The organism is Exiguobacterium sp. s21 (assembly GCF_018617975.1).
Lineage (GTDB): Bacteria > Bacillota > Bacilli > Exiguobacteriales > Exiguobacteriaceae > Exiguobacterium > Exiguobacterium mexicanum_A.
Map to the genome: position 1 here is coordinate 34,697 of NZ_JACSLF010000014.1, position 13,302 is coordinate 47,998.

14 protein-coding genes are annotated in these 13,302 nt (G+C 52.8%); 2 read left to right on the plus strand and 12 right to left on the minus strand.

Features of this window, described 5'->3' with window-relative positions; genetic code table 11:
• Positions 1-27: 27 nt before the first annotated feature.
• Complete coding sequence (locus KNP06_RS13505) at positions 28-276, minus strand: hypothetical protein (RefSeq protein WP_034779838.1); 249 nt, start codon at positions 274-276, stop codon at positions 28-30.
• Positions 277-371: 95 nt separating this feature from the next.
• Here KNP06_RS13505 and KNP06_RS13510 point away from each other — a divergent pair, with 95 nt between their 5' ends.
• Positions 372-665 carry a hypothetical protein gene (locus tag KNP06_RS13510; RefSeq protein WP_235420186.1) on the plus strand — a complete coding sequence of 98 codons (294 nt, stop codon included), beginning with the start codon at positions 372-374 and terminating at the stop codon, positions 663-665.
• A gap of 28 nt (positions 666-693) precedes the next feature.
• Here the strand turns inward: KNP06_RS13510 and KNP06_RS13515 are convergent, their stop codons facing one another.
• The 8 genes from KNP06_RS13515 to recU form a co-directional block, all read right to left on the minus strand.
• A complete protein-coding gene (locus KNP06_RS13515; protein WP_214789400.1) occupies positions 694-1,269 on the minus strand; it encodes an NERD domain-containing protein in 576 nt (191 codons plus the stop codon).
• Between the two features lie 18 nt (positions 1,270-1,287).
• Positions 1,288-1,584, minus strand: a complete 297-nt coding sequence (gpsB, locus tag KNP06_RS13520; protein WP_034777365.1) for a cell division regulator GpsB — start codon at positions 1,582-1,584, stop codon at positions 1,288-1,290.
• A 5-nt stretch (positions 1,585-1,589) separates the two neighbouring features.
• Positions 1,590-2,135, minus strand: a complete 546-nt coding sequence (locus KNP06_RS13525; protein WP_034777364.1) for an SLOG family protein — start codon at positions 2,133-2,135, stop codon at positions 1,590-1,592.
• Entirely contained in the window at positions 2,132-3,289 is a 1,158-nt protein-coding gene (locus KNP06_RS13530) for a ribonuclease H-like domain-containing protein (protein ID WP_214789402.1), read from the minus strand. Before KNP06_RS13530 ends, KNP06_RS13525 begins: the two co-directional genes overlap by 4 nt.
• Positions 3,286-5,535 carry a DEAD/DEAH box helicase gene (locus tag KNP06_RS13535; RefSeq protein WP_214789404.1) on the minus strand — a complete coding sequence of 750 codons (2,250 nt, stop codon included), beginning with the start codon at positions 5,533-5,535 and terminating at the stop codon, positions 3,286-3,288. The genes KNP06_RS13530 and KNP06_RS13535 overlap by 4 nt, the downstream gene beginning before the upstream one ends.
• Before the next feature lie 14 nt (positions 5,536-5,549).
• Positions 5,550-6,110, minus strand: a complete 561-nt coding sequence (locus KNP06_RS13540; protein WP_251129347.1) for a hypothetical protein — start codon at positions 6,108-6,110, stop codon at positions 5,550-5,552.
• Between the two features lie 89 nt (positions 6,111-6,199).
• Positions 6,200-8,827 carry a transglycosylase domain-containing protein gene (locus KNP06_RS13545; protein ID WP_214709985.1) on the minus strand — a complete coding sequence of 876 codons (2,628 nt, stop codon included), beginning with the start codon at positions 8,825-8,827 and terminating at the stop codon, positions 6,200-6,202.
• 21 nt (positions 8,828-8,848) lie between these two features.
• Positions 8,849-9,445 (minus strand): Holliday junction resolvase RecU, encoded by a 597-nt coding sequence (gene recU / locus KNP06_RS13550; protein WP_084592793.1) that lies wholly within the window; start codon positions 9,443-9,445, stop codon positions 8,849-8,851.
• Positions 9,446-9,797: 352 nt separating this feature from the next.
• Between recU and KNP06_RS13555 the strand changes: the two genes are divergently transcribed.
• Positions 9,798-10,649 carry a DUF3800 domain-containing protein gene (locus tag KNP06_RS13555; RefSeq protein WP_034777355.1) on the plus strand — a complete coding sequence of 284 codons (852 nt, stop codon included), beginning with the start codon at positions 9,798-9,800 and terminating at the stop codon, positions 10,647-10,649.
• A gap of 40 nt (positions 10,650-10,689) precedes the next feature.
• Here the strand turns inward: KNP06_RS13555 and KNP06_RS13560 are convergent, their stop codons facing one another.
• From KNP06_RS13560 to KNP06_RS13570, 3 genes are all read right to left on the minus strand, one after another.
• Positions 10,690-11,910, minus strand: coding sequence for an MFS transporter (locus KNP06_RS13560; protein ID WP_214789406.1), 1,221 nt, complete (start codon positions 11,908-11,910; stop codon positions 10,690-10,692).
• A gap of 103 nt (positions 11,911-12,013) precedes the next feature.
• On the minus strand, positions 12,014-12,676 hold the full coding sequence (nth, locus tag KNP06_RS13565) for an endonuclease III (protein WP_034777352.1): 663 nt from the start codon (positions 12,674-12,676) through the stop codon (positions 12,014-12,016).
• Positions 12,676-13,263 carry a DnaD domain-containing protein gene (locus KNP06_RS13570; protein ID WP_034777350.1) on the minus strand — a complete coding sequence of 196 codons (588 nt, stop codon included), beginning with the start codon at positions 13,261-13,263 and terminating at the stop codon, positions 12,676-12,678. Before KNP06_RS13570 ends, nth begins: the two co-directional genes overlap by 1 nt.
• Positions 13,264-13,302 lie beyond the last annotated feature (39 nt).

Genomic DNA, 13,302 nt, shown 5'->3' on the forward strand with positions numbered 1-13,302 from the left:
CTCCACTCGAGATGAGTGGAGCTTTGTTTACGCTTGGTTATAATAAAGCGTCCCTGGCTTCGAGAGCGTCAAATCGTAGAACGCCTCAAACGCTTCAATGTCCTCTAACTTGCGGAAATCGACTTTGTCCGTCTCTTCATTCGGAATCGCGACGACGATTCCGTCTTCGGTTTGTTTGATCATCCCGGTCTGCCCGTTATGGATGCGGATGTAGAGCACGTGCTTGTCTTCTAGCAGCGTCACGGCTTCGCGACGCGATTGAATCGTTGTTTTCATCGTCATCCCTCACTTTCTTTTGAGTATACCGGTCTATCGTTGTTGCTTTCAAGCGGTTGCACCCTTAAAATTATGTAAAGAAGGGGTTGAACGCTTTGGATTTGGAAACGCTATTGATTATCGTCTTAGGCATCACATTCGTCGTGCTCGTCTCGATCCGCGCCGTCCGTAATTTACAGTGGGTCCGTTTCGGCGAGGCGTTTGGCAAGCAAGGCGAGGCGCTGCTCGACGACTATACGTATTTGACGGAACAAGGCATCACGTGTCGCGTCGAACACGGCTTGCCGACCGGGCGCCTGTTCCGCCCGCTCGCAAAAAACTTGGACGACCGGGTCGCTTTGTTCGTCCATCGTAAAGATGCAGAACAAGCCCGACAATTATTGAAATGAAAATGGCGCTGAAGCTTCAGCGCCATTTTCATTTATGTACTTGACGCTCCGAGCAATAGTAGGCGATGTGTTTAATTGTCGCCTCCGACAACAGCTCGAGCTTCGTTTTCGCGATGACGTCATCGATCACATCGAACGTATCGGCACAGTTGGCTTTGATGCGTTCGACCTTGAGACGGGATGTCTCAGGGAAAATCAAGAACGACGTGACAGGGACTGCCTGTCCGCATTGCTTCTTCAGGACGCTCCTGACGTGCTTCGTCATCCGCTCAAGCTCTTCCATCGGATGCGGATAGATGTTTTTCCAACCGAGCGACGTCTCGAGACGACAGTCACGGTTCGTCATATGGACGGCCGACGTCGTCCGATTGATGCGGACTAAAAAGACGCCTTTCGGGCCGACCAACACATAATCGAGAACGTCATCGCCGAGCTGGACGTGTTCAATCATCATCCAATCAAAGCGACACGTATGACGAATGATCTCAACGATCTCGTCCGTGTACGACTTCGGCGGTGCGATGACTTCTTCTTTCGTGCGGAACAAGCCTTTCGTCTGTCGTTTCTCAGGTTCTTTTTTGACGGCCGTCAATACTTGTAACATCTTCTCCACCTCCTCACTTTATTCGCTCGGGCCGACCTGTTTTCCGAAGACGGCCTTTTCTAAATTCGAGATGCGACGCAACATGTCATAGTTCGACGCGACAGGCTGGGCCGGTTTGACCGGTTCTGCTTGTTCGTTCGAACCGCGGCGGAGCGACTCGTTCTCTTGGCGCAACCGTTCGATTTCTTTCGTCATCTTCTCATAATCGCGGATGACGACGTCCAAAAACTGGTCGACTTCTTCTTGTGAGTACCCACGAAGGGCGGTCTTGAATTCTTGTTTATAAATGGCTTCGGCTGTTAATTCAGTTTGCATCATTTTCACTCCCAATGTTGTTCCCATTGTTTTTCTTCTTCGATCACGCGTAATTCTTCCTGTGTGATCAAGAATAACTCCATCTGGTGTTTTCGTTTAGCCCCTTCGACGAGAAAGCGTGGGCTTCCTCCCGTCTCTTCGTCATACAGTGTGATTAATCCTGCTGCTTTGTCTAAAAAGAAGGCAGTTTTTGCCCGCAACTGGCTCGGGTCCTCGTAAGGACGCTGGGTCAGTGCTTCAAAAAAGTCGGCCTCGAGCTGCAAACGAATGAACAATTCTTGCTCGTACGGCTTATACTTCTCTTCCATCTGTAAAAAAGGTGGAAATACGGCGATTTTGATTGGATAAGTTTCTCTTAACTCTAACAATACTTCTCCAGCCCATAATTCACAACCGTTCGTGCCACTAAAAATGAACCATTCGGCTCCTAGCTCGATGGCTTCGACAATTTTTCGCTCATACGCTTCCTTGATGATGCCGATACCGGGATGGTCGGCTTTGAAGATGCCGAGCTCATGCGGCCGGTATCCTGTGATGGCGACAACTTTCATGACTGCTTCCTTTCTAGCCGGTTCATCCGGTGCCGAAGCGCCCGCATCTCGGTCAAAGCGGTCTGTCGAAGCACCGTCTCTTTCCGTTCCGCCAAAGCGATGGCCTGTTCGGTATAGATGATGGCCCGATTGATGTCTTTTTCGCGATGTTCGGCGTATTTCGCCAATTCGACGAGCGCCTCGACCGTACCGACTTGTTCGAACAGCGGCAACGCCTGCTCCATCTGACCGGTCCGTTTTAACAGGAGCGCTTGACGCATCAAGGCCCGCTTCGTCGGCTGTTCGAGCCGCTCGTACTCTTGAAGCGCCGCCTCGGCGTTGCCGAGGTCGTTCAACCAGTGCGCCCGTTCTTCACCAAATGGCGTCTCGTCGGCTTCGACGAGATGACAGAGCCGTTTGTAGAGCGAGACGAGGCTTAGACAATCGGCATGATGGTGTTCGATGACCGGCTGTAAAATATCCGGTTCCCGGTCCTTCACATATTGGAAATAGTGCATCGGGGCCAAGAAGCCGGGCAAGTCGTCCGTCCGGGCGTGACCGAAATGGGCCTCGACCGCCTTGAGCGATACCGATTCGAGCGTCGGTTTCAGCAATCGCCGTGAGGCATGCAACAAATCAACATGGCCGACGGCCGGTAACGCTTTGACTTTCGAGCGGACGAACGTGTGCCGTGTCTTGATTTGGGGCCAGTCGAACGATTTTCCGTTATACGTCACGAAACGGACCTCGTCGCCGATGTCGTTCAAGAAGTGATAATAAAACGCTGTCTCGAACGCGGGATGAGGCAACACGTATTGGATCATCTCGAGATGGTCTCCTTGGAAACGCGCGAATCCGATCAAAAAGATCGAGGTCCCCGATCCGCGGAGCCCAGTCGTCTCGGTATCCATGAACAACACCTGCTCGGACGGGACATCGACTTGGAAAAAGGGATGGGTCGATGTCGCGAGTGAAGCTTTGGCGGAACCGAACGTAAAGTCGTGGTACGTCTCGTCGAGCGGATAAATCTGCTTCAAGCGGACACACCACTCTTGTTCGAACGTCAGGATTTCTCCACCCCGGGCCCGCCATTTTGCTTGTTCGACGTCGTCCGGCGTCACGGCTGTTTGTTTCGGTTCATTCGTTTTGATGAGTCGTGATAGTTTTGCTTTCATATCGATCCTTTCAATGCATGCAACTGCTGGACGACCTGCTGTTTGAAATCACCGTACCCAATCATGCCGACGCACCGCGGACAGCCGCTCTCACACGGACAGTCCTCGACCGTACGGATGGCTGCACCCAAGACCTCATCGGCGTCGCGATAAAGTGCCTCGCTCAATCCGATGCCGCCTGGGTAGCGGTCGTATAAATAGACGGTCGGTTTGTTCGTATGGGTCGCTTTCATTTGAATCGTCGTGAACAAGTCGAGCGTGTCACACATCAAATAGAGCGGGGCGAGCCGCCGTAAGAGATCACTGACCGCTTCGAGCTGATCTTCCATGTCGGCTTCCGAGTAGGCGAACCGTTCGTCGAGCGTGAACCACGTCGCCGTCGTGTGCAGTTCTCGTTCCTGCAAATGAATCGGTCCGGAACCGATATTCTCGTGCGTCCCGAACTTGATTTTCTTAAATAGTGTCGCCATCGCGATGACCGATACTTCTCCGAACGTCTTCACGCCGGTCGTCTTGTTCTCTTCCAACACTTTCAGTTCGACCGCCAAATTGGCGTCCGTATAGTAATCGACGTCGACACGTCGGACATAAGCTTTCTTCTCTTCAAAGTCGAGTCGTTCGACTTGGTATTGTTCGGCCCCATGTAAATAGATGGCTTCGTCGTGGAGCAACGTCATCGCGCTGAACGTATCCATCTCACCGATGACCTGGTTCTTCGCGGTTTGATCGACGATGACGACGTTCTCTTGGTCACTCGTCCGCAGCGAGATGTCGTGAGCCGGGAATGCGTCCGTCATCCAATAATATTTATTGGCCCGTTCATGCAAGATGTGGGCGTCCGTCAAGAAATCGAGAATTTCTTCCGTCTCGACCGTGCCGAATCGTTCCCCTTTTGAGAAAGGCAGTTCGAAGGCGGCACATTTCATATGGTCAACGAGAATGATTAAATTGTTCGGGTCGAGACGAGCCGCTTCCGGAGACCGGTCTAAAATCAAATCGGGTTGTTCGACGACGAGTTGGTCGAGCGAAGACGACGAGGCGACAAAAATGACGAGCGCCTCGGAATGACGGCGCCCGGCCCGGCCCGCTTGTTGCCACATCGAGGCGACCGTGCCCGGATAGCCGTTCAAGACACACGCCTGCAACTGGCCGATATCGACGCCGAGTTCAAGCGCATTCGTCGAGACGACAGCTTTAATCTCACCGTTACGGAGCCGACGCTCGATTTCACGACGCTCCGACGGTAAGTAGCCGCCCCGATAGCCAACGATCGATTTTGGTCCGAGCTCGCGCCGCGTCAGTTCTTGTAAATACGTCAACAACACCTCGACCCGTACCCGTGAGCGGGCGAAGACGATCGTCTGAATGTCCGCTTCGACGAGCTTTGAGGCGATCCGCTTCGTCTCGAGCGTAGCGCTCCGACGAAGCCCGAGCGCCTCATTGACGACGGGCGGATTGTAGAAAATCAAATGTTTCTTCCCTTGAGGCGCCCCGTTGTTGTCGACAAGGACGACGTCCTCTTCGGTCAACAGTTCAGCCAGCTCGACCGGGTTGGCGATCGTCGCTGACGTCATGATCCATTTCGGATGGCTCCCATAATAGGCACAGATCCGTTTCAAACGACGAAACACGTTGGCGACGTGGCTACCGAATACCCCTCGGTACGTGTGCAACTCGTCGACGACGATATATTCCAAGTTCTCGAACAAGCGAATCCATTTCGTATGATGCGGCAAGATTCCAGAGTGAAGCATATCGGGATTCGTGATGACGATATTGCCGGCGTCCCGTACTTTCGTACGAGCCGCTGGCGCCGTGTCCCCATCGTAAGTGAAACAGCGGAGGTCACCTTCGAGCGCCTCGACCATCTCCATCAAATCACTGTTTTGGTCTTGGGCGAGCGCTTTCGTCGGGTACAAGTAGAGCGCCCGGGCATTCGGTTGTTCAATCATTTTCGATAAAACCGGCAGATTGTAACAGAGCGTCTTCCCGGAAGCAGTGGGGGTGACGATGACCGTCGAGTTGCCTCGAGACGTCTGCTCGATTGCTTCGGCCTGATGGGTGTACAGTTGTTCGATTCCGCGGCCATGCAGCACCCGGACGAGATCTGGCGGGACGCTCGATGGAATCGGCGAATACCGGGCCGGCTTCGCCTCGACCGTGTGCCAATGCGTCACGTTGCCCGAGAAACCCGGGTCGGTCTTGAGCGTCTGAATCATTTCTTCCACGGAACTTTTTTTCCGCATAGAGTTCACCTTCTTTACGATTTCGAAGGTGCAAGACGTTCCACGACAGCCTTGACTTGGCTGATCCGTTCGTCATGTACGAGCCGATGGACGGCCGGCAAACGGAGCACGTCCATCGCTTTGAACGAATCGGCGACATGCTCATTCTCTTCTTCGAGACGCGTGATCGCATCGTCATACAACCGTTGCGTCGACCGTCCGAACAAGACGATGGTATGTAGCTTCGTGCACTTCGAGTGGACCGCTTGTAAATGCTTCGTGTAACGCTGCACCGCTTTATGATAATCTTCATGCGTCGCGAGCGCTTGGCGCTTGCCCCGCAGAAGTTCAGGGTAATATGACTCGTCGCCGAGAAACATCGTCTCAACGCCGATCCGTTTCAAATAGGGATGGCCACTGGCCTCGGCCACGGCTTGATCATCAATCAAGCGTCCGAACGGAATCGATTCCTCGAGGAGCAATCGGCCCATCTTCAAGCCATTGACGCCATGTAACGGGATGCCTAAATCATCCTCTTGCAGTCGGTCGATCACAAACAATACTTTCATCTTACGTTTCAATGAGAGTTGTACCATGTGTCACCATCCTATTCGCTTTCTTTTCATTATAGCAAACGAAACAGAAAAACAGGGCGCTGATGTCGCCCTGTTTCCTGTGAGTCAGATTAGTCACGACCCCCGTTGCCATTCCCGTTGCCGTTGTTACGGTCATCCGAGTCTGACGTCGATTGACGGCTGACGTCCCCCTCCGAATCCGACTCCCCGTCTGTCTCATCGGTTGTCGGTTCTTCTTCGGTCGGTTCTTCCGTGTTCTCGTCTTCGGTGTTGTTGTCGTTTCCGTTATTCTCATTGTTTTCGTTATTGCCATTGTTCTCGTTGCTCTCACCATCGGTTTGCTCGCCTTCTTCTTCAGGAGGCGTCTCTTCCGTGGCTGGCTCTTCTTCCTCTTCGGCAGCAGGCTCCTCGCTCCGTTCGACCGTGTAGGAAGTTTGGAGCGGGCTCGACTGTTGATCGCCGACGAGCGCGTTCGTCGCGTTGGCGACAATCGTGAACGTCGTCTCCCCTTCACCGAGGCCAGAGATGGCGATGCTCGTGTCTTCGGTCGTCCCGACGACACGCTCGCTACCGTCCGGACGTGTCTCCGTCACGGTGAACGAAAGTCCTTGGTAACCAGCTGCTTCGACTGCTTGCTTGTCGTATGACCACGAGAGCGTACCTGTCTCGCCTGGCACATCGTAGTCAATCGATGCGCCGGTCGGCGCGGCGAGTTTGTCCGGCTGCAAGTCTTTTGGTTTCGTTCCTTTGACGTACAACTCGTTTCCGAGCGAGAGCACCGATTCCGGTTGCTGGAAGCGATCCGGTTGACCCGTCGCTTTCGTCACTTCTTGCATCATATACTCGAAGTAATATTGGGCGTAGTTCGGTTTAAACAACGATACGGGTATGTCATTTGATGCACGAGCCGTCCATACCGAAATTGAGTAATCGGTCGTATAGCCGGTAAACCATTTATCATTCTCCTCGCCCTTTTCATCGTTCGTCGTCCCGGTCTTCCCGGCGACGTCGTACGGGAACGCGCCTGGTTCATACGTCCCGTTCGAACCGCTGACGACGTCACGAAGCATATCCGTCAACATGTAAGCCGTATAATCTTCCATCGCCTGCTTCGCTTTGATCGGCGAGTTGATCGTCGAGCCGTCGTTGAACTCGATTTTTTGGATCAAGTGCGGCTTCGTATACATGCCGTTCGTGCCGAGCGCAGCGTAAGCAGCCGCCATTTGTGTCGTGCTCGCTTCTGCTACACCAAGACTGTTTGCCGGCAGAATCTCGTCACCCGCACGCGCCGGCTCGATGCCGACGTTCTCGACGAACGACTCAATCGCCTCCGAACCGAACTCTTCCTGTACTTCATAGAAGGCACGGACGGCTGGAGTGTTACCAGAAACCGTCAAATAGTAACGCATCGTGTTGGCACCGCGGAACCCTGGATAGTAGTTCCCTGGTTTAAAAGTTTCGCTTTCGTCAAACTCTTTATCAATCAAGACTTTCCCAGTCGACCACTGTGCGTTCTCGATCCCTGGACCGTAATCGAAGAACGGTTTCGCCGTCGACCCGATTTGGCGTTTCTCGCGCGAATAGTCGCGATAGTTCTTATCGCCTTGTTTCGCTTGTTCACTGTCGATGACGGCGACGATTTCACCCGTCTTCGTATTCAACACGGTCGCGCCCATGCGAAGATCTTCTGGGAACTCACTTGTTGGAAGGTTGACGTTATCGTTCTTAATGTCGTTATTGAACTTCGTATGCAAATCTTTATTGATTGACGTATACACTTTCAAGCCCGTCCCGTAAATGTCGGCCTGCTCGAGACCGTAGTCTTCCTCGAGCTCGGCTTGGACGCGAGCGTAAATGGAGCGCGTGTACGTCTCTTCTTCTGTTTCTTCACCTGGCGAGATGACGTCCGCAATCTCGACGTCGAGCGCCTGGTTGTATTCTTCTTCCGTGATATGACCGTCACGCTTCATCGCTGAGAGCACTTGCTCTTGACGATAACGCGTCAGTTCCTGGTCCCCGTTGATTGGGTCATAGGCACTCGGACGTTGCGGGAGACCCGCCAAAATGGCCGCCTCTTGGTAATTCACTTCTGAGACCGGCTTATTGAAGTAGCGTTTCGATGCCGTTTGGACACCATATCCGCCTGTACCGTAATAGTTCTTATTCAAGTACATCTCGAGAATCTGTTCTTTCGTGTACTCGCGCTCAAGTTTGATGGCGAGCCACTGTTCTTGCAGCTTCCGCTTCAATTTCTTGTCGGTCGACAAGAACGATTGTTTGACGAGCTGTTGCGTGATTGTCGAACCACCTTCGGCCCCGAAGCCGTCCGTCAAGTTCGCGACAACGGCGCCGCCGATACGGCGCAAGTCGATCCCGTTATGTTCATAGAAGCGACGGTCCTCGATTGAGATGACCGCTTGTTGCATCACTTCTGAAATTTCATCGATGGAGACGTACTCCCGAATTTGTCCACTTCCTTCGAGCGGTTCGCCTTCAGCTGATAATAGTTGGATCGGATACGTATCGACCAACTTCTCTTCATCGAGCGGAGGTGCCGTCGCGATCGCATACGCCGTGTATGCGGCGCCGGCGATGACGCCGATAATGAATAAAATCCCTAAAATCGTTAAAATGCGTCGAAACTTCGACTTCTTCGTTTTTTGTTTCGGCTTTTTGGCCGCTGGTTTACGTTTATTGCTCGTCGTATCTTGTCGACGTGCCATCCGACTTCGTTCCATTCACGCTTCACTCCTTCTATTTCAATCGAGCCACGCCTCAATCGCCGTCAAATAATCGACGGCGGGCATCGCCCGGGTTGGAACTTCAATTGCTTCTTGCTCGATATAGGAGAGCGGAATCGACTTCCGTCCCGATTCGCGCTGTTCCCACCAAACTAATAATTGCTCCGTTGATAACACATATTGCGTATTATAGCGGCTAAACCGAATGATGACAAAACAAACCCCTCCATGCCGCTCGCACTCACGCATGTGGTTGATTTGGTGGTCGTGGAAGTTTCCGAGTGGAAATGACGTCTTATTGTTTGTCTCTTTCGCCTCGAAATCGATGTACTTCCCGCGATACACCCCGTTATAATCGGTCGTCGACGCTTGCTTGAAATACGCCTCGGTCACTTTCGCCGCGCTCCGTTTCGGGTAATCGACTTTCACGATTTGCAGCGGTGTCGGCTTCTTATGGATGACCGCTCGTCCATGAAGTCGGTAAAACTCATTTGTGTCGTTCAGCAGCGTCTCAAGGTTCATGCCTCGATTCGCATACGTCTGCGGATTAGAGCGGACCGGCGTTGCCGCAGGTTTCGGCTTTTTCCCGTTCGGATAATGGAACAATGTCGTCACCCCTAGTCTCTAGTTTAACAGGTTGGTCCAGCCGTTCCTTCCGTCTGAAGTCTGATTGTCGAGTTCTGTCGCTCGACTCCTGTGTGGATTTTCCGCAATCCATATCGTACCAAACTCACGTATGTTAAACTAGTAGGTAGTTCATTGTGTAGTCAAATTGACACGACCTTGTTACGGAAGAGCTATTTATTTTTCTGAAATAAGTCTTCTACTTATTAGCCATAATCAAGACAGATTAAACGCAGATTGACGTAAGTTTGAAAAAGTGCGCAATAAGCAATGTAAACCAAGGTTGGAAAACAATTAGCAGGCTCGCTTGGATAAACAGTTGAGCCATGGTTGGAGGAGTAAGATGGAAACACAAAAGAAGTATGTCATGTTCGTCGATGAGACGGGCACGCCAAAAGGAAATACCCAGTTCAACCTCACCGGCGTATTGATGGAATACAAATATGCGATCGATGCCGACGAGGCCGGGATGCCGTGCGAGTTGAAGCGCCGGTTACATGCCTTCAAACGCGACGTGTTCAAGACGGAGAATATCCCGCTCCATTTAAAAGAGATTTTAAAGGCCGAGCATCCGTATGGGAAAGAGGATGGCATCACGATCGATATGCTTCGTGACTTTTGGAACAAGTTGCCGGACTTCCTACGCGATATCAACTGTACGATCATCAGCGTCGAGGTCGATAAACAAAAGCTTCACGACTTCTATTCAACGCCGAAAGACCCGTACGTCGTCGCCTTCGCCCACTTGATGAAATCGTTTTATGCATTCTTAGAAGAGACAGAAGCGGTCAGCGCCCGTGTCGTCTTGGAGTCGCGAGACGACTATCAAAACTTGCTCATCCAAAAAGCATTCTTCGATATCTTCAATTCAGGGACGGTCCATCTCGACGTCGAGAAGAGCCGACAAAAGATTAAAGGTTTCATCTTCTCGGAGAAACAGAACACAATCTATCAGTCTGGGCTTGAAATCGCTGACCTCGTCTGCCTCCCGCTCTCGCGTGTACGTCGCGGCGTCATCGAAGTGAAACCACGGTTCGTCCATTATGGGGATGAGAATCGGATCTTCAAAGCCATCAAGGACAAGATTTACATTCGTAAAGAAAGTCCTGACCAAGATTTCCGTAACTGGGGATTCAAAAAAGTACCCATCACGAAAAAACGCCGCGAATGGAGCGACCATCCGTGGAACCATTAAAAAACTGCCTTGCCGAAGCTTCGGCAAGGCAGTTTTTTGATTAACGCAAACCTGGAAGTGTCTCCCGCAAACGACCGAGCGCATTGAGTCCGGCCAGGAACGGTAGGACGGCCACAAGCCCGATGGCCCAATCGATGGACAATATGTCGGTCAACACCCCGGCAAAGATGGCTCCGAACGCATAGCCGCTGTCGCGCCAAAACCGATAGACGCCCATTGCTGAGGCGCGCCAATATGGCTCGGCGACGTCACTGATCGAGGCTTGGAGCGTCGGATAGACCATTGCCGTCCCGATGCCGAGCATGACCGCGGCGAGCACCCATTGCCAATAGTCGGACATGACGAGAATCGCCCAAAGCGAACCGGCCTGGACCCACATCCCGGCGACAATCAATCCTTTGCGTCCGATGCGATCGCTCCATACCCCGGTGAACAGTTGGAAGAAGCCCCACGCCGCCGGATAGACTGCCACGATTAATCCGACTTCAGCTAGACTGAGCCCTTGTGCGGCGAAATAAATCGGGAACAAGCCCCATGCCATGCCGTCTTTCAGATTGGTCGACAGACCGGCCACCGTCAGACTCGAGAGCGAGCGATCTTTCCAAGTCGTCGTCATAAATACGTCTCTCGCAGAACGTGTTTTCTCAGACCCGCTCGTCGGTTGGAGCTGTACCTGATTCGTCGTATCACGGACGAACAATGATAACCCGAGACCGATGAATGCGACGAGGACACCGATATAAAACGGTTCCGGCCGACTGCCGTACGTGACGGCAATCATCCCAGAGACGGCGGCCATCACGGCGACACCGACATAACCGGCGAATTCATTCAGTCCGACCGCGAGCCCACGCTCCGTCGGTTTAGCCAAATCAATCTTCATATTGACCGTCATCGACCACGTCAGTCCTTGGTTAATCCCAAGCAAGACGTTCGCCACGATGATCATCCACCAGGCCGGGGCCAACATGACGAGCACGGGGACGAATACCCCGATCCCCCAGCCGAAGACGAGCACTTTCTTGCGCCCGAATCGATCGGCGATGGCTCCTGCGAAGTAATTGACGACAGCCTTCGAGAACCCAAAGCTGATGATGAACGATAGCGCCGCACTCGTCGAGACGAGACCGAAGTCCTCTTCTCCGATGATGGGCAAGATCGTCCGTTCGAGGCCGACCATCGACCCGACGAAAAAGTTCGTCACGACGAGTAAGATAAAGTTCATTTGATTTTCTTTTATTCCAATCCGGGTTTCACCCATATACATCCTCCTTGCCGATTGCTAACTGGATTGAGTATACCAAAAAATACCCCCCTACGTATAAAAAGCGTCTTCCCGATCATGAGATCAGGAAGACGCTTGTTCATTGTCCGGTCGCTTGCTTGGACTTCATTCGTTTCTTGCCTTCGCGGCACATGTGCAACAGCGGGCACGTCTCGCAGGCAGGACGTTGCGCTTTACAATGGTAACGTCCGAAAAAGATGAACTGATGATGGAGCTGAGACCATTCTTCGCGTGGGAACTTCTTCATGAGCGTGTCCTCGACTTGACGGACGTTGTCTTTCCAACGACAGATTCCGAGCCGTTTCGAGACGCGCTCGACGTGTGTGTCGACGGCGAACGCCGGTTCATGAAACGCGACGGACAAGACGACGTTCGCCGTCTTCCGTCCGACGCCAGGCAATGCCTCGAGCGATTCGCGGTCCGACGGGACGATTCCGTTATGACGTTCCACGATTTGCATCGACAGCGCCTTCACGTTTTTCGCCTTGTTCCGATAGAGACCGATGCGCTTGATTAACGCCTCGATGTCGGCGACGTCTGCCGCGGCCATCGATTCGACGGTCGGATAGGCCTCGAACAGACCAGGCGTCACTTTGTTGACGAGTGCATCCGTCGCCTGCGCCGATAACGCCACGGCCACGACCAGCTCGAACGGGTTGCGGTGCGTCAACTCACAGTGGGCGTCCGGGAACATACGGCGCATCTCGTCCGACACTTCGTTCAATTGGGCTCTCGTCAACATCACTTTTTCCTCCGTTGATAATCGACGAGGTCCTCGAGCGACTCGACGTTATGGTCTTGCCACACCCGGAGGATCTTGTCCATATATTTGAAGTTCCGTACGTTGCGTAGTTTCGCTTCCCGAAGCGCGGCCATGATCAGCTCTTCGCTGAAGCCGTCCTCGGTCAACCAGCCGACAATCTGCTCGATCTCAAATGGAGTGATTGTCCCGAACTCGCGCTCAAACGTATGAATGATGTTCTCATTCAACGAATGGGCCGATTTTTCAGGTGCCGCCCCTTCCTCGAGCGCCAAGAACAATGGAAGCAGACTGTATCGTTCGACCTCGGCCGACGCGTCGATGGCGATCAACTCTTTTTGGAGCAGGCCGAGCAACACGGCGCGGGCCTCGCTCTCGGCCACGTTCATCCGGTCCCCGAGCTCACTCGGGAGCGGCATCTCGATGCCTTCCCCGATCATTTCAAGCAGATGGATGACGAGATTGAACTCGACCGGCGTCAAGTTGAGGCGACGTGCCTCGGTGAACAGTTTCCTCGGAACGACGACTGGATTTTGTTCGAACAGCTTGATTATATTATGTGCATCCATGTCGCACATCCTTTCTAGACAAATCAATCGGGGAAGACA